Below are 16,289 nucleotides of genomic sequence, written 5' to 3'. Positions count from 1 at the left end.
TTTCGGAGGATTTACACATGGATTTAGAAAAAGCTATTGATTTAGAAAAAATTATTGTAGAACTGCTGGTTCATGCCGGAAGCGCACGCAGTCATGCACTAATGGCATTACAACATGCCAGAAACGGTGACTTTCAAACAACACAAACACTAATGACAGAATCCCAACAGGCAATCAAAGAAGCACACACGATTCAAACTACCCTCATCGGATTGGATGAAGGCTGCGGTAAATTACCTGTCAATCTCATCACTGTCCATGCGCAAGATCATTTAATGAACGCAATGGTTATTCAAGATCTTGCCAGCGATATGATTGAACTCTATCGCCGAATACCGTCACAAGAGGAAAAGGTATGAAACGAATCAAAATAGCCGTTATTGGTGGCGGTAGCAGCTACACACCTGAATTAGTCGAAGGGCTTATTCAACACCAAAAAAACATTCCACTATCTGAACTAGCATTAGTTGACATTGACAGTGGAAAACAGAAAGTAGAAATTATCGCCTCGCTTACTCGCCGTATGTTAGCTCATCATGGCATGGAACACGTTATTGTCAGCGTCCATTTCACACCAGATAACGCCATTCGCGGCGCCAGTTTTATTTTAACTCAATTACGTGTCGGTCAACTTCCGGCTCGCGCTGCGGATGAACATCTGGGGCTAAAATATGGCTTGATCGGTCAGGAAACTACCGGAGCAGGCGGCTTTGCCAAAGCATTACGCACTATCCCCGTTTTGCTTGATATTGCCCACAAAGTTGAACAATTTGCCCCAGACGCATGGATTATTAACTTCACCAATCCAGCCGGGATTGTCACCGAAGCAATTTCCCGCTATAGCAAAGCAAAAATTATCGGCTTATGTAACGTCCCAGTCACAATGCATCACATGATAGCTAATATGCTACAACGCCCTTATCGGGATGTGCAGTTACACTTTGCCGGGCTGAATCATATGGTCTGGATACATCAAGTACTGGTTGCAGGTCAGGATAAAACCCAGCAGGTACTCGATATGCTATGCAATGGTGAAATCTTAACCATGAATAATATTCAAGAAGCCCCCTGGCCTCCGCCACTACTCAAGGCTCTAGGCGCAATCCCCTGCCCTTATCACCGCTATTTCTACCAAACCCGCAATATGTTACAGGAAGAGCACAAAGCCGCAGTCGAACAAGGCACTCGGGCAGAACAGGTCATGAAAGTGGAACAGGAACTATTTGAACTGTATGCTGATCCAGAACTCGATCACAAGCCAGAACAGCTCAGTTTCCGCGGTGGTGCATTCTATTCTGAGGTTGCACTGGATCTGATTTGCGCCATTCATAACAATCTCGATAGCCAATTGGTGGTCAATACTACAAACCACGGCGCTATTCGGGGTTTACCGGACGATGCCGTCATCGAAACCAATTGTATTATTAATGCAGAAGGCGCTCACCCGCTGACATTCGGCCGCCTGCCTGACAGTATGTATGCTCTGACACAACAGATAAAAACCTATGAACGCTTAACGATCAAAGCAGCAGTTCATGGCGACCGCGACGCCGCGCTGTTGGCACTGATCACCAACCCACTGGTTGGCGATGTAGACATTGCTTCACCGCTGTTGAATGACATATTAACGATAAACCGTGATTATCTACCGCAATTTCAATGAACAAGCAGTACCTGATTAGTTAATTTGAAATCAGAACCATCATAAAATTAAAGCGATATCTGTTACTTCTGACTAACAAATATCGCTAACTGACTTTATAACCTCTTTTTTTGCGGCGCCGTACGCATTTATCTTTCACATTAAGTTTGAACAAGAGATTCTGTATTATACTGCGCTGAAATCAATTGATTGAAGAATACTGGAATATAAAGTTTCAATACGTTGAAATTTTAGGAAAATCTATGCCATTTAAAATAGAGAATCTCGGATATGGCGAAGCGCATATCTCAGATTTTGAGGTATCTGGCGTGGAATATACCTTGATTATAATGGAGATTATTTCAAAGGGAGATTCTTCTGTCATTTTGCCTGAAAATTACAGCTTCGATCTAAACAATTTTTTTGAAGTTTCATTTGATGCAAAACACAATTTACACAATAACACGCTATTTGAGAGGTATCCTACAAATAACCATTATCAGATGATAGAAATTATGTACGCAGTTGAAAGGCTGATTAATGAGCACTATAATGCTGCCAGCTCTAGTGGATACATTTTACTAGCCGCAGATGAGCGACTAAACAGAGTCTATAAGCGGTATATTAATCGATTTGTAACACAAAACGGCTTTACCATGATAGATAAGTTAGATCCAAATGGGAGGGGTTATGTCATACACACATCACGAACAAGCTGAAAAAGAAAAGCTTGAACTCGAAAAAGCGGTAGCTAAAAAAGCTGAACGTATGAGAGCTGCTTACAGCGCCCTAAAAAAATCCGAAAGAGAAGGTACTGTTCAGTATCTCAATGGAAAAAGAAACTGGTACGTAGTCCGATAAACATTTAAAGGGAGCTTTTCGCTCCTTTTTTACTCCACATAAACAAATCTAACACCCTAGATAATGGCTTTCTTTTGTATCTACTTAGTAGATACTCATACGGTTATAATGTATACTTACTAGACATGAAGAAACATTTATGGAGGCATAGATATGCGCACTCAAGCAGTTTTGCAAAAATGGGGAAACAGTATTGCTCTACGATTATCGGGAAATCTGAAAACGATACCTAATCTTGAAGCGGGTGATATCGTAAACATTAACATCAGTGAAGAAGGATTAGTTATTCGAAAAGCCGTCAAGAAACGGTTAACCGAGTCTGATTTATTAAATGGCTTATCCGCTTACACTGCGCATGCTGATGAACTGGCAGCTCCGAATCACAAGGAACTCAATTACTGATGTTTGTTCCTAAACGTGGAGATATTTGCTGGCTTGATTTCGAACCAACAAAAGGCAAAGAAATTGGCAAATATCGCCCAACACTCATATTATCGCATGAAACCTATAACCGACTAACTGGATTAGTTATCTGTTGTCCTATTAGCACCAGTATCAGAGGAGCACCTACAGAAGTACCTGTTACTAATCTGGAACAACCTTGCATAGTAGCAACAACTTTGATCCAAACTCTAGATTGGCGGCAATGCAAAGTAAAATTCATCACTGCGTCAGAACCTGGACTCCACGATGAAGTTCTGTTAAAACTCATTCCTCTCATTGGTGGCGAACATTTGCTTTCCTGCCTCCCTTACGAATAAAATAATGACCATCATCCCCGCCTCTTAATAATGAAAACTACCCAAAGCGGGGAAATCAGCCCAAGTTTATTGCTCTGTTATTTACCGTGCTTAACAGACTCAACGGAAGATTCAATATACCGTTCTTCGGGACGAAAGACAGCAATCAGACGGAAAATCAAACTCATACCGATACCAACAATCGTTGCCAGCGCCATGCCTTTAAGTTCAGCAACACCGATATTAATTTTTGCCCCACTGACGCCGATGATAAGAATCACGGAAGTCAGGATAAGATTTTGTGCTTTGTTGTAATCCACCTTGGAATCAATCAACACCCGGATACCTGATGCGCCAATAACTCCATAAAGCAACAGCGAGACACCGCCCATGACCGGAACCGGCACGGCCTGAATTGCTGCCGCCAGTTTACCGACGCAGGAGAGCAAAATCGCCAGTATCGCAGCGCCGCCAATAACCCAGGTACTGTAAACCTTGGTAATTGCCATGACGCCAATATTTTCACCATAAGTCGTATTCGGTGTTGAACCAAAGAAACCGGAAATCACAGTTGATAACCCATTGGCGAACATAGAACGATGCAAACCCGGCTCTTTTAACAAATCTTTCTTCACAATATTCGCCGTTACCACTAAATGACCAACATGCTCAGCGATAACAACCAACGCCGCGGGCAAGATCGTCATAATAGCGAACCATTCAAAACGTGGCGTATAAAAAGTTGGCCATGCAAACCACGGCGCTTCACGTACCGGTGTCAGGTCAACTACCCCCATTAGAAACGCCAACGCATAACCTACCAATACGCCAATTAGAATTGGGATAATAGCCAAGAATCCACGGAACATAACTGAACCAAGGACAGTTACCGCCAGCGTTACCAGAGAAATTGTCAATGTTGTTGGATCAATTTCGGCACCTTCCGCCGGACGCAAACCTGCCATATCAGCCGCAACACCAGCAAGTTCCAGACCGATAACCGCCACAATCGCTCCCATTGCCGCAGGCGGGAACAACACATTAATCCAACTTCGCCCTGCCACCTTGACAATCAGTGAAACCAAACAAAACAGCACACCGCACAGAATAAACCCACCCAGAGCCAACTCATATCCCAGTGGCAACAGCAATAAGACCGGTGAAATAAAAGCAAAACTCGATCCCAAATATGCCGGAACCTTTCCCTTACAAATCACCAGATACAACAATGTACCAATACCGTTAAACAACAGAATTGTCGCAGGATTGACTTTAAACAAAATCGGCACCAATACCGTCGCACCAAACATAGCAAAAAGATGTTGGAAGCTGAGTGGAATGGTCTGTAAAAAAGGAGGCCGCTCATCTACTCCAATCGTACGACGGGTCATCTTAATTTATCCTCTTAATATTCTTGCGTTAGAACCAAAAAAAAGCCGACTCAAAAGTCGGCTAACTTACTTATTTCGTACCAAATATCTTATCGCCTGCATCCCCCAGGCCAGGCACAATGTATCCCTGTTCATTGAGTCTCTCATCAATAGAAGCTGTATACAGTTCCACATCAGGATGGGCTTTTTCCAACGCGGCAATACCTTCAGGAGCAGCCACCAAAACCAGAACCTTAATTGACTGGCAACCTGCTTTTTTCAGTAAATCGATAGTTGCAATCATGGAGCCGCCGGTTGCCAACATAGGGTCAACCACCAGCGCCATACGTTCATCAATATTGGAAGCCAATTTCTGGAAATAAGGGACAGGTTCTAAGGTTTCTTCATTACGATAAACCCCTACGACGCTGATCCGGGCACTGGGAACATTCTCCAATACACCATCCATCATCCCCAACCCCGCACGCAGAATGGGTACGACAGTTATTTTTTTACCTTTAATCTGCTCAACTGCCACTGGACCACACCAGCCATCAATAGTGACTTTTTCAGTTTCTAAATCAGCAGTTGCTTCATAAGTCAGAAGGCTTCCAACTTCTGCGGCCAGTTCACGAAAGCGTTTGGTGCTGATATCATGCGCTCGCATCAGGCCGAGTTTATGTTTAACAAGTGGGTGATTCACCTCAACGATCTTCATGGACCTCTCCTACTGTATGTCATGTCGCCAGCAGACAAAAAAACCGCGAGATTATACCCTCTTTTAACCATAACACCACTACCAATCCGTTGATTTTCATCAAACATAACCCTACTTGCGAGAATTCCGATCCTAAACAAGAGTCTCGCAAACGTTTGCTTAGACTGTTAGAATTGTTACTATTCTGTCTTAATTTATCAAACGCAACCGCCTTGGGGGCTTCGAGTGACCAACAAAACCTCTCTCAGTTATAAAGATGCCGGTGTCGACATTGACGCCGGTAATGCCTTAGTCAACCGTATTAAAGGTGTTGTAAAACAGACCCGTCGCCCAGAAGTTATGGGTGGTTTAGGCGGGTTTGGCGCTTTATGTGCATTACCACAAAAATACCGCGAACCCATTCTGGTTTCTGGTACTGATGGCGTCGGCACCAAATTACGTCTGGCAATGGATCTCAAACGCCACGACACTATCGGTATTGACTTAGTTGCAATGTGCGTTAATGACCTGGTTGTTCAAGGCGCAGAACCCCTGTTTTTCCTCGATTACTATGCCACTGGGAAACTGGATGTTGATACTGCCGCCAGCGTTATCACCGGTATCGCGGAAGGCTGTCAATTATCCGGCTGTGCTCTGGTTGGCGGAGAAACCGCAGAAATGCCGGGAATGTACCACGGCGAAGATTATGATGTTGCCGGTTTCTGCGTCGGCGTGGTTGAAAAATCAGAAATCATCGATGGCAGTAAAGTTCAGGCAGGTGATGCCTTGATTGCCCTTGCCGCCAGCGGCCCTCACTCAAACGGCTACTCTCTGATACGCAAAATTCTGTCCGTCAGCAACACAGATCCAGAAACAACCGAGCTTGAAGGTAAATCGCTGGCAGATCACCTACTCGCGCCGACAAAAATTTATGTGAAATCCCTTTTATCCTTGATTGAACACGTTGATGTTCACGCTATTGCTCATCTAACCGGTGGCGGCTTCTGGGAAAATATTCCGCGTGTCCTGCCTGAAAACACCCAGGCACAGATTAACGAATCCAGTTGGCAATGGCCGGCCATATTTAATTGGTTGCAACAGACCGGTAACGTTAGCCGTCATGAAATGTACCGTACATTCAACTGTGGTGTCGGAATGGTGATAGCATTACCACCAACAGCCGTTGAACAGGCTATTGAATTGCTCACTGCCGCCGGTGAGAAAGCCTGGCAAATCGGTACTATCGCGGCACTAAAAGAGGGTGAACAACAGGTTGTCATTCAATGAAAAATATCGTTGTACTCATCTCTGGCAGCGGCAGCAATCTCCAAGCGGTGATTGACGCCTGCCAGCAGAACCGAATCAATGGGCAAGTTTGCGCAGTATTTAGTAATACAGCAAATGCTTACGGTCTGTTACGCGCTAAACAGGCGGATATTCCCGCTCATGTCATTAGCCCGAAAAACTATGCAGATCGTCAGGCTTATGATGAAGCGCTGAAGCACGCCATTGATCAATATCAGCCAGATTTGGTGGTCCTCGCAGGTTATATGCGTATTCTGACGCCAGATTTCGTGCAACACTATCTTGGCCGCCTGTTAAACATTCATCCTTCTCTGTTGCCCAAATATCCTGGCCTGCATACTCACCGCAAAGCGATAGAAAATGGGGATACAGAACACGGCACTTCCGTCCATTTTGTAACAGAAGAGTTGGATGGCGGCCCGGTGATCTTGCAAGCTAAAGTTCCTATTTTTGCCGGTGATCAGGAAAATGAGGTTGTCAAACGGGTTCAGACTCAGGAACACAGCATCTATCCATTAGTTATCAACTGGTTTATCGAAGGGCGCTTAAATATGGTTAGTGGCAAAGCGTATCTGGATGGAAATCTCCTTCCTCCAGAAGGCTATGCCGCAGAATAATTTATTTATACCCTATGGATTTCAAGATGGATCGCGACGGCAAGGAAGCGAATCCCCGGGAGCATAGAGAACTATGTTACCGGGGTGAGTGAGCGCAGCCAACAAAGAGGCAACTTGAAAGATAGCGGGTATATTAACGACTAATTACAGTGCTGTGGTAATATACCCGGCACTGCGAACTATTTAATTATGTCCTTTTTTTACTAAAAACACTGAGGTGTCAAATGCCTGGAGGCCCTCATACTCCACCTGTTAGGTTACGTCCCCTTGAACGGGAAGATCTCCCTTTTGTCCATCAATTAGATAACAATGCCAGCGTCATGCGTTACTGGTTTGAAGAACCTTATGAAGCTTTCGTTGAGCTATGCGATCTCTATGACAAACATATTCACGACCAGAGCGAACGCCGGTTTATTATCGAAGGTTCTGACGCTAAAGCGGGTTTAGTTGAATTAGTCGAAATCGACTATATCCACCGCCGGTCAGAATTTCAGATTATTATCGATCCCGCATATCAGGGCCAAGGTCATGCAACCAAAGCAGCAAAACTGGCAATGGAATATGCATTTTCCGTACTTAATCTGTATAAACTCTACCTGATTGTTGATAAAGAGAACGCCAAAGCCATTCATATCTATAGTAAGCTAGGTTTCTACACTGAGGGCGAATTAATAGACGAATTCTTTATTAATGGCAGTTACCGCACCGCTATTCGTATGTGCGTTTTCCAACATCAATATTTTGCATCCAAGGAAGATAAAAATGCGTCAGCCATTACAGACAAAAATATAGCGACAAGCGACGCCCTGTCATATTCAAAGTTTTAATACTTTTACCTTAACACCTGGAGTAACAATGTCCCAAGACAGGCTCTATACCGAAAAAGAACTCAGTTGGTTATCATTCAACGAACGTGTGCTTCAAGAAGCAGCGGATAAGAGCAATCCATTAATAGAACGGATGCGGTTCCTTGGTATTTACTCTAATAATCTGGACGAATTTTACAAAGTCCGTTTTGCTGATGTAAAACGGCGGATATTAATTAATGAAGAACGAGGATCGGCCGCCAGCGCTCGGAATGTACTGAAAAAAATTCAGGCAAAAGTGGCTAAAACCGATCAAGAATTTGATGTGCTCTATAATGAATTGCTACTAGAAATAGCTCGTAATCAAATTTTTCTAATCAATGAACGACAAATTTCACCCAATCAACAAATTTGGTTACGTCAATATTTTCGTCAACATCTGCGTCCACACACTACACCAATCTTAATCAATCCAGAAACCAACCTGGTTGAATTTCTGAAAGATGACTACACTTATCTGGCAGTTGAAATTGTCCACGGCCAGAATATTCAATATGCACTATTGGAAATTCCGTCAGATAAGGTGCCACGTTTTGTTAACTTGCCGCCTGAAATGCCACACCGCCGCAAGTCAATGATCCTGCTAGACAATATTATGCGTTATTGTCTTGATGAAATTTTTAAAGGCTTTTTCGATTATGATTCACTGAACGCCTATTCAATGAAAATGACCCGTGATTCTGAATATGATTTAGCAACAGAGATGGAATCAAGCTTGCTCGAACTGATGTCATCCACGCTGAAACAACGGCTGACAGCGGAACCGGTAAGATTCGTTTACCAGCGAGAAATGCCAGATGAAATGGTGGAATTACTGCGTAGCAAACTTGGTCTGTCAAACGATGACTCGGTGATTGCTGGCGGACGCTATCACAATTTTAAAGATTTCATTAAATTCCCCAATGAGGGGAAGAAAAATCTACTCAATAAACCTTTGCCGAGATTACGACATACCTGGTTTGATAATTTCCGCAACGGTTTTAATGCGATTCGTGAACAAGATGTGCTGCTCTATTATCCCTATCACACCTTTGAACATGTACTAGAATTACTACGCCAGGCATCTTTCGATCCAAGTGTACTTTCCATCAAAATCAATATTTATCGGGTAGCAAAAGACTCCCGTATTATTGATTCCATGATCCATGCTGCCCATAACGGTAAAAAAGTGACTGTTGTGGTTGAACTACAGGCCCGATTTGATGAAGAAGCCAATATTCATTGGGCCAAACGGTTAACCGAAGCGGGTGTACATGTTATTTTCTCAGCACCGGGACTAAAAATTCACGCAAAGCTGTTCCTTATTTCCCGTCTGGAAGGTGAAGAAATTGTTCGCTATGCTCATATTGGTACGGGTAATTTCAATGAAAAAACCGCTCGCCTCTACACCGACTATTCTTTGCTAACAGCCAATCCGCAAATTACTAACGAAGTGCGCCGGGTATTCAACTTCATTGAAAATCCCTACCGTCCGGTTAAATTTGAAAACCTGATGGTTTCGCCACAAAATTCCCGCGCGATGCTCAACCAGCTTATTTCACAGGAAATCGCCAATGCCCAAGCAAATAAACCCGCAGGCATTACGTTAAAGATTAATAATCTGGTTGATAAAGAGCTGGTAGACCGCTTATACGACGCTTCAGAAGCGGGGGTAAAAATACGGCTGCTGATACGCGGTATGTGTTCATTGGTGCCCAATCAGCCAGGGTTTAGCGAAAATATTCAGATCATCAGTATCGTTGACCGTTTCCTCGAACATGATCGGGTTTACGTATTCACTAATGACGGAGATGAAAAAGTTTTTCTTTCATCTGCCGATTGGATGACCCGTAATATCGACTATCGAATTGAAGTTGCGGTTTGCCTACTCGATCCACAATTAAAACAACGGGTACTGGATATTCTCGAATTACAATTCAATGATACGGTAAAAGCCCGCTACGTTGATAAAGAGCTGAGCAATAGTTATGTGCCACGAGGTAACAAGCGGAAAATCCGGGCGCAACTGGCTATTTATGACTATATAAAAGCCCTCGAACAACCTGAACCAAGAGCTTAATCTATGCCGCTAACACACGACAAGCCAACACCCAGACCAATAGAAATTGCGGCTATTGATCTGGGTTCAAACAGTTTTCATATGATTATTGCACGAATTGTTAACGGTGCATTTCAGATCCTGGGCCGCTTAAAACAACGTGTCCATCTTGCCGACGGCCTTGACCACAACAATCAATTAAGCGAAGAAGCAATGGCACGCGGTTTGGCCTGCCTGGCGCTATTTGCTGAACGATTACAAGGCTTCTCTGCTGATAATGTTTGTCTGGTGGGCACTCACAGCCTGCGTGAAGCCAGTAATGCAAAAGAATTTATCGAACGTGCCAAAGGCGTTATCCCCTACCCAATTGAAATTATTTCCGGCCACGAAGAAGCCCGTTTAATCTATATGGGGGTAGAACATACGCAACCAGAAAAAGACCGTAAACTGGTAATTGATATTGGCGGCGGCTCCACTGAACTGGTAATTGGTGAAAATTTTGAACCATTATTAGTAGAAAGCCGCCGAATGGGATGCATTAGTTTCGCCCACCAATTTTTTCCCGATGACGAAATTAGCGCAGAAAAATTCCGCAGAGCACGGCTTCAAGCCGCGCAAAAACTGGAAAATCTCTCATGGCAGTACCGCATCACCGGCTGGAACTCAGCACTTGGCGCATCAGGAACAATTAAAGCAGTGTATGAAGTGCTAGTCGCAATGGGAGAAAAAGACGGATTAATTACCCCTGAACGATTGGAGATATTAGTCAAAGAAATACTCAAATTCAAAAAGTTAAAAGCCTTTGACCTACCTGGATTATCAGACGATCGTAAACATTTTTTTATCCCTGGCTTGGCTATCTTATGCGGTATATTCGATGCCTTACACATAAAAACACTACAACTCTCAGACGGTGCGCTACGTGAAGGTGTTTTGTATGAAATGGAAGGCCGCTTCCGTCATCAAGATATTCGCCAGAGAACCGCCAAGAGCTTAGCTGAACACTATAATATCGACAGAGAACAGGCCAAGCGCGTACTTAATACGACTGAAACACTTTACCAACAATGGGCAATGCAGAATCCCAAACTGGTGCAACCTCAACTCGAAGCGATTTTACACTGGGCAGCAATGCTACATGAAGTTGGATTAAGTATTAACTTAAGCGGATTACAACGACACTCTGCCTATATTCTGCAAAACACCAATTTACCCGGCTTTAATCAGGAACAACAATTACTACTGGCAACCTTGGTTCGCTGTCATCGCAAAACAATAAAACTGGATGATTTGCCAAGATTCAATTTATTCAAGAAAAAACAGTATCTGCCACTAATTCAAATCCTACGTCTGGCGACGTTACTCAATAATCAACGCCAATCCACAACCATCCCTGAATCACTCAGACTGGTGACTGATGATAGTCATTGGGCGCTCTACCTGCCTTACAATTATTTATCAGAAAACACCCTGATGCAGCTTGATCTGGAAAAAGAGCAAGGTTACTGGCACAACGTTACGGGTTGGCAATTAGAAATAGCCGAGGAATCAATATAACGATTTCAGACCATGAAAAAAAAGAAGCGATCTCAAATAACTAAACTGATTTTACTTATTAGCTTTCTCATTTTATTTGGCCGTTTCATTTACTCATCCATAGCGGCATTAGAACATCATCAGCAAAATAAAGAGGTCATAATAGAGAAAAGTGAAAATCATCAAATGAAATAATCAACCTAGTGCCTAAGTCAATGTCATTACTTCACTGTTTCCCCGAAAAATTCGGGGAAACAAACTGTTATAAATGTCATAATTTCAAAAGAATAACCCCCGCTATTATTACCACAATGCCAATCCACTGAATTCGGCTCAACCGTTCTCCGCGAATAAAAAAGCCTAATAAGGCGGTGACTCCACTAGCCAATGAACTCAGAACGGTAACGACTGCAACATGTCCCGTTGCAGAACCGTAAGCTAATGAAGCAAACCCTATCAAACTAAAGAAACTAATTGAAAAAACCAGAGCGATAATTGAAATCGGCGGTAATGATAAATTCCCTTTTTTTAACAATGTGAGGAACAAAAGAACCACAGCGGTTAAATAATAAACCCATAACGCATTGATAACACCCAGATCTCTAACAGCAAATTCCCCTTGCAACCAGAAACCTAAACCAAACATCAGTGAAGATAAAAGCGCAAAGAAAATTGAACCGGATGATTCTCGTTGTCCATCTTTTGATTTCGGTATACTGGTTAGACAGGCGCCAACAACACAAATAAATAGACTAAACAAAACCAAAGCGGTTATTGGTTTCCCATTTATCAGTGACAGAATCGTGGTAACAGCGCCATAAAGCGAAACAATCGGCGCGACAATAGAAGCCTTGCCGATCGATAACGCTTTAAGCAGAAACACCATTGCCATTAAATTGCAAACCGAAGCAACAACACATACAGTCAGTTGAAAGAAGCTTGCATTAACAAACGACATCTTAAAATAAAAGAACAACAATAACGATAAAACAAAAAAACCAAATAGCTGACTGTAGAATAAAGATTTAGCCACACCAACTTTTCTTGCCACTTGCCCTGCCAAAAAATCAGTACTTCCCCAACACAATGCTGAAATCAACCCCATCAGAATCGCCATAGTGATAATCTCTTATTAATTTGTTATTAACTGTACGCGGTTAGCAATACGTGTCGCATTTTCCATCGCTTCCTCACAACTATTACCATAAGCCAGAACATAACCGACAATAGAACCAAAATTTTTATTTTTTGATGAATTTTTACTTTTAGATGAACTTTCACTTTTAAATGAAATAGTAAAAGGTGTTTTTTTAAACCCTGCGGAGATGAAATAAGGAATATCAGCATCTATCCTGATATCATTTACCATCCCATCACCACGATAAAAAACAAATGCATCAGCGACAAATGGATAAACTCTTTCCGATTCTAGTGATATAGAACTTTCGATACCACAAACAAAGTCCACCAAGTATTTGACCATATCAATCCCAGAGGTCATGAAAATCTGTTGAGTGGCTCTGGCTCCCGCTATGCGCAAATTGATCTCAACTAATACAGGCCCACGAGAGGTATAAATAAATTCTACATTTATTGCTCCACCCCGTAATTCCAAAACGGCTACCCACTCTTTAACAAGTTTACAAGCCATTGCAAATTCAAATCCAGACAGTTCAGCAGGATGAGATAAACCTATCATACACAGGTCATCATCAGGAGAAACAAAAATTCTATTGATACCAATTACATGCCATTCATCATGACTATAAATTAATTCCGCCCCATAAAAATTTCCTTGCAGAAATTCCTCTATCAAGAACTCCTCATTGACTTTACCGAGCATTGACATTGTGCCATTAGATGAAATTCCTGAAATTACATGGCGGTAATCATCTAGAGATTTACAAAGTGATACTCCATAAGCCCCCGCATCACGAAGTGGCTTAATAACAAACGGAAAAGGAACTTTAGGATTTTCTGGAATATTATTATAAGAAAAAACCTCGTAGGCCGGTTGTTCATAACCATGTTGTGCCAGGATATCCCTAACATTCTTCTTACTAAATGCGTTCCTCAAACCATTTATATCCGGGTGAGGTAAACCAAATTCTAACGCCACTTCAGACGCCACAATCATAAAATCATCATAGCAGCCCAAAATCGCTGCAATAGGAATGCCATTATCTTTAATTAAATTAATGATATCTGTACTGCTTCTCGTATCTAAATAATAAACATTATCAAATAATTCCTTTCTCAAATCATCATATAATCCTTTATTCATTGATGCCATCGAAGTAAACAATACCGGAGAAAATCCTAAATTTCTAATATAATCAATTGCTGAGCACTCAACCGGCCTTGCTTCAATAAAAATAAAAACGCCCATATTTCCCCCATCATCAGTTAACAATTACTACTCTATACTTATTTTATTTACTCTTTAAATCATCTATTTTTATTAATAAATAAAATTTCCGGCAAAATTAAGATGACCTAATCATCATGTATAGTTCCAACTAAGGTGACTTTCAAATACAAAAACAGTCAAAATACAACCAGACTCAACTCTTTAATACATAACCAATTCAATAATAATAGAAATTTCTCCATAAAAAAATAATTTCACCGTCAAGAGAAAATATTTATTCATTTTTAAAATAAAAAAATAAATAATTATTCTATTTTAATAATTAATTTTATTTGACATATCAGAACTTATATACTTTTATTAATACTACATTGATTTACGAATATTTTTTAGTTAACGGAATAAATTGTTTAAATTAATTTATTATTCCAAAATCTTTTTCTTATATATCTTTATTTATAGGAGTGCTTATGTCATCTCATGAAATTAGAAAAACAGTATTCAGCCCCTCTCCGTGGGAAAATAAAATGGGATACTCAAGAGGGAAAAGAGTGGGTAATCAAATTTTTATTGCAGGATGCGTTGCTTCAGATGGTGATGGAAATGTTATGGGGGAAAATGCTTACGAGCAAACTCTATTTATCATAGAAAAAATTGAGAAATATTTAAAAGAGCTTGGTGCAGAACTGACTGATGTTGTCAGCACAGTAACACATTTAGCAGATTTCCAACATTTTGATGATTATTGTCGAGCATTTAATGAGAAATTTGGCGATATACGACCCGTCAATACCACCATTGCCGTTAAATCAATGGTGAAGCCAGAACATTACGTTGAAATTACAACTATTGCCATCGACAGCAAATAGTTAAATTAAAAAATGATACCAATGGTAATTAATCTACCTGGAGGCTTGGCATGAATAAAATTAGCGTGCTCCCCGGTTCTACTCTTAATGGGGAAATAGTCATACCATCATCTAAGCCTCATATCCAGAGAGCGCTGCTATTAGCACTATTGAATGAGGAAACAACAACCGTAAATAATATATCGTGGTGTACCGAAACAGAAGATCTCCTTATCGCTTTACAACAGTTTGGGTTGCAAATTCTGGACAGAGGTGAACATCACATCATATTGAAAGGAGCACATCCAATATATCATTGTAATGAGATTATTAACGCTAATGGCTCTGGTATGTTATTTAGAATCAGTGTCGCCTTGGCCTCACTGACAGAAAAAGAAGTTTATATAAAATGCAATGATTCACTGTTTAACAGAGAAAGCCTGTATGATGAATCATTTTTTTCATATCTAAATGTATTTGCAGAAAAGCAAAAAGAAAATATCGTCATGGTTTCCAGGAGAATATATCCGTCACAGTCACCATTAAACTTCAATAAGAGCACTCAATTCCTATCATTCTCTCTGCTTGTTTCGCCATTTATTAAAGGGAAAAGTATTATCATTAACAATGACAGCGAAACTAAGAGTGGATATATCGATATAACAATTAAAATGATGGCATTACTGGGAAGTAAAATCACCCGAATAGGCAGCACATTTATTTCAACTGAATATCAATCAAAAGATATTACTATTAACATCCCTTCGGACTTTACATCACTAAGCTATATCGCCTCATCAATGTTAAGTATTAATAGACCAAGTAAAGTCACCATAAAAAATTATTATCTGGGGAATACCATTAACGAAAGAGTATTATTTGACATATATAAAAAATTTGGTATGGATTTAATCTATAATCCAATTAAGAAAGATTTTAATATCATCTTGGAGAAGGAAAATAACACCATTACAGATGAAATCTATTTAAACGAGCTCCCTTCCGTTGCCACTAATATTATCGCAGCAGCGATTAATGGTAATGGAGACATCACATTTTCCGGTCTAAATGCTATAAACAATCATAAATGTCAACGCGCATTTATTATCAACGAAAATATACGCATGATGGGAGGAAAAAGTTATTTAATTTTTAATGATACTGGAGCTTTCAACAAAATAAGGATTAACGGTAATGGGCCATTAAAAGGAGGCGTTGAAATATTCAGCTACTATGATCATCGAATTTGCGCATCCAATATTATTGCATCACTAGGGGCAAGAGAACAAACAACCATCAATCATATACATAAATTAGATGATGGTTTTCCTGGATTTATCCAATCCTTAAGTTCTCTCGGGGCTAAAATAAGTTAATTAACAGTATAATAAACGAGAT

17 protein-coding genes are annotated in these 16,289 nt (G+C 41.0%); 13 read left to right on the top strand and 4 right to left on the bottom strand.

Annotation, left to right across the window (positions count from 1 at the left end):
* Positions 1–17 precede the first annotated feature (17 nt).
* From EAE90_RS10210 to EAE90_RS10185, 6 genes are all read left to right on the top strand, one after another.
* A complete protein-coding gene (locus EAE90_RS10210) occupies positions 18–359 on the top strand; it encodes a PTS lactose/cellobiose transporter subunit IIA (RefSeq protein ID WP_214053397.1) in 342 nt (113 codons plus the stop codon).
* Positions 356–1,663, top strand: coding sequence for a 6-phospho-beta-glucosidase (locus EAE90_RS10205; RefSeq protein WP_214053396.1), 1,308 nt, complete (start codon positions 356–358; stop codon positions 1,661–1,663). Before EAE90_RS10210 ends, EAE90_RS10205 begins: the two co-directional genes overlap by 4 nt.
* A gap of 242 nt (positions 1,664–1,905) precedes the next feature.
* Positions 1,906–2,361, top strand: coding sequence for a hypothetical protein (locus EAE90_RS10200; RefSeq protein WP_214053395.1), 456 nt, complete (start codon positions 1,906–1,908; stop codon positions 2,359–2,361).
* Positions 2,333–2,503: a hypothetical protein gene (locus EAE90_RS10195; RefSeq protein WP_214053394.1), complete on the top strand. Its 171-nt coding sequence runs from the start codon at positions 2,333–2,335 to the stop codon at positions 2,501–2,503. Before EAE90_RS10200 ends, EAE90_RS10195 begins: the two co-directional genes overlap by 29 nt.
* 153 nt (positions 2,504–2,656) lie before the next feature.
* Entirely contained in the window at positions 2,657–2,905 is a 249-nt protein-coding gene (locus EAE90_RS10190; RefSeq protein ID WP_214053393.1) for an AbrB/MazE/SpoVT family DNA-binding domain-containing protein, read from the top strand.
* On the top strand, positions 2,905–3,264 hold the full coding sequence (locus EAE90_RS10185; RefSeq protein WP_214053392.1) for a type II toxin-antitoxin system PemK/MazF family toxin: 360 nt from the start codon (positions 2,905–2,907) through the stop codon (positions 3,262–3,264). The genes EAE90_RS10190 and EAE90_RS10185 overlap by 1 nt, the downstream gene beginning before the upstream one ends.
* A 77-nt stretch (positions 3,265–3,341) precedes the next feature.
* On the opposite strand, the gene uraA is transcribed toward EAE90_RS10185, so the two are convergent.
* Together uraA and upp are read right to left on the bottom strand one after the other, a co-directional pair.
* Positions 3,342–4,634 (bottom strand): uracil permease, encoded by a 1,293-nt coding sequence (gene uraA / locus EAE90_RS10180; protein WP_214053391.1) that lies wholly within the window; start codon positions 4,632–4,634, stop codon positions 3,342–3,344.
* Positions 4,635–4,704: 70 nt separating this feature from the next.
* Positions 4,705–5,331, bottom strand: coding sequence for a uracil phosphoribosyltransferase (upp, locus tag EAE90_RS10175; RefSeq protein ID WP_214053390.1), 627 nt, complete (start codon positions 5,329–5,331; stop codon positions 4,705–4,707).
* A gap of 225 nt (positions 5,332–5,556) precedes the next feature.
* On the opposite strand from upp, the gene purM reads away from it, so the two are divergent.
* The 5 genes from purM (at position 5,557) to ppx (ending at position 11,693) form a co-directional block, all read left to right on the top strand.
* Entirely contained in the window at positions 5,557–6,597 is a 1,041-nt protein-coding gene (purM, locus tag EAE90_RS10170; protein WP_214053389.1) for a phosphoribosylformylglycinamidine cyclo-ligase, read from the top strand.
* Positions 6,594–7,232, top strand: coding sequence for a phosphoribosylglycinamide formyltransferase (gene purN / locus EAE90_RS10165; protein ID WP_214053388.1), 639 nt, complete (start codon positions 6,594–6,596; stop codon positions 7,230–7,232). Before purM ends, purN begins: the two co-directional genes overlap by 4 nt.
* A gap of 224 nt (positions 7,233–7,456) precedes the next feature.
* On the top strand, positions 7,457–8,059 hold the full coding sequence (gene speG, locus EAE90_RS10160; protein ID WP_214053387.1) for a spermidine N1-acetyltransferase: 603 nt from the start codon (positions 7,457–7,459) through the stop codon (positions 8,057–8,059).
* A gap of 28 nt (positions 8,060–8,087) precedes the next feature.
* The gene (gene ppk1 / locus EAE90_RS10155) at positions 8,088–10,157 is read left to right on the top strand and encodes a polyphosphate kinase 1 (RefSeq protein WP_214053386.1); all 2,070 of its coding nucleotides are present in this window, start codon (positions 8,088–8,090) and stop codon (positions 10,155–10,157) included.
* Positions 10,158–10,160: 3 nt separating this feature from the next.
* Entirely contained in the window at positions 10,161–11,693 is a 1,533-nt protein-coding gene (gene ppx / locus EAE90_RS10150) for an exopolyphosphatase (RefSeq protein ID WP_214053385.1), read from the top strand.
* Between the two features lie 250 nt (positions 11,694–11,943).
* Here ppx and EAE90_RS10145 read toward each other — a convergent pair whose 3' ends face one another.
* A complete protein-coding gene (locus tag EAE90_RS10145; protein ID WP_214053384.1) occupies positions 11,944–12,789 on the bottom strand; it encodes a DMT family transporter in 846 nt (281 codons plus the stop codon).
* 15 nt (positions 12,790–12,804) lie between these two features.
* Positions 12,805–14,085, bottom strand: a complete 1,281-nt coding sequence (locus EAE90_RS10140) for an ATP-grasp domain-containing protein (RefSeq protein ID WP_246550588.1) — start codon at positions 14,083–14,085, stop codon at positions 12,805–12,807.
* 428 nt (positions 14,086–14,513) lie between these two features.
* On the opposite strand from EAE90_RS10140, the gene EAE90_RS10135 reads away from it, so the two are divergent.
* Together EAE90_RS10135 and EAE90_RS10130 are read left to right on the top strand one after the other, a co-directional pair.
* Positions 14,514–14,912, top strand: coding sequence for a RidA family protein (locus EAE90_RS10135; RefSeq protein WP_214053383.1), 399 nt, complete (start codon positions 14,514–14,516; stop codon positions 14,910–14,912).
* Positions 14,913–14,962: 50 nt separating this feature from the next.
* A complete protein-coding gene (locus tag EAE90_RS10130) occupies positions 14,963–16,267 on the top strand; it encodes a 3-phosphoshikimate 1-carboxyvinyltransferase (RefSeq protein ID WP_214053382.1) in 1,305 nt (434 codons plus the stop codon).
* Positions 16,268–16,289: the final 22 nt, after the last annotated feature.

The sequence above is a fragment of the Photorhabdus caribbeanensis genome, assembly GCF_018448885.1.
Classification (GTDB): domain Bacteria; phylum Pseudomonadota; class Gammaproteobacteria; order Enterobacterales; family Enterobacteriaceae; genus Photorhabdus; species Photorhabdus caribbeanensis.
The sequence above is the reverse complement of the archived record's forward strand: the minus strand, read 5'-3'. Positions and strand labels throughout refer to the sequence as shown.

Excerpts from the sequence above, each read along its gene's own strand:
- ppx (WP_214053385.1), top strand. The coding sequence starts at position 10,161 with ATGCCGCTAACACACGACAAGCCAACACCCAGACCAATAGAAATTGCG.
- speG (WP_214053387.1), top strand. The coding sequence starts at position 7,457 with ATGCCTGGAGGCCCTCATACTCCACCTGTTAGGTTACGTCCCCTTGAA.
- EAE90_RS10200 (WP_214053395.1), top strand. The coding sequence starts at position 1,906 with ATGCCATTTAAAATAGAGAATCTCGGATATGGCGAAGCGCATATCTCA.
- purN (WP_214053388.1), top strand. The coding sequence starts at position 6,594 with ATGAAAAATATCGTTGTACTCATCTCTGGCAGCGGCAGCAATCTCCAA.
- EAE90_RS10210 (WP_214053397.1), top strand. The coding sequence starts at position 18 with ATGGATTTAGAAAAAGCTATTGATTTAGAAAAAATTATTGTAGAACTG.
- ppk1 (WP_214053386.1), top strand. The coding sequence starts at position 8,088 with ATGTCCCAAGACAGGCTCTATACCGAAAAAGAACTCAGTTGGTTATCA.
- EAE90_RS10130 (WP_214053382.1), top strand. The coding sequence starts at position 14,963 with ATGAATAAAATTAGCGTGCTCCCCGGTTCTACTCTTAATGGGGAAATA.
- EAE90_RS10185 (WP_214053392.1), top strand. The coding sequence starts at position 2,905 with ATGTTTGTTCCTAAACGTGGAGATATTTGCTGGCTTGATTTCGAACCA.
- EAE90_RS10135 (WP_214053383.1), top strand. The coding sequence starts at position 14,514 with ATGTCATCTCATGAAATTAGAAAAACAGTATTCAGCCCCTCTCCGTGG.
- upp (WP_214053390.1), bottom strand. The coding sequence starts at position 5,331 with ATGAAGATCGTTGAGGTGAATCACCCACTTGTTAAACATAAACTCGGC.
- EAE90_RS10205 (WP_214053396.1), top strand. The coding sequence starts at position 356 with ATGAAACGAATCAAAATAGCCGTTATTGGTGGCGGTAGCAGCTACACA.
- EAE90_RS10190 (WP_214053393.1), top strand. The coding sequence starts at position 2,657 with ATGCGCACTCAAGCAGTTTTGCAAAAATGGGGAAACAGTATTGCTCTA.
- uraA (WP_214053391.1), bottom strand. The coding sequence starts at position 4,634 with ATGACCCGTCGTACGATTGGAGTAGATGAGCGGCCTCCTTTTTTACAG.
- EAE90_RS10145 (WP_214053384.1), bottom strand. The coding sequence starts at position 12,789 with ATGGCGATTCTGATGGGGTTGATTTCAGCATTGTGTTGGGGAAGTACT.
- EAE90_RS10195 (WP_214053394.1), top strand. The coding sequence starts at position 2,333 with ATGTCATACACACATCACGAACAAGCTGAAAAAGAAAAGCTTGAACTC.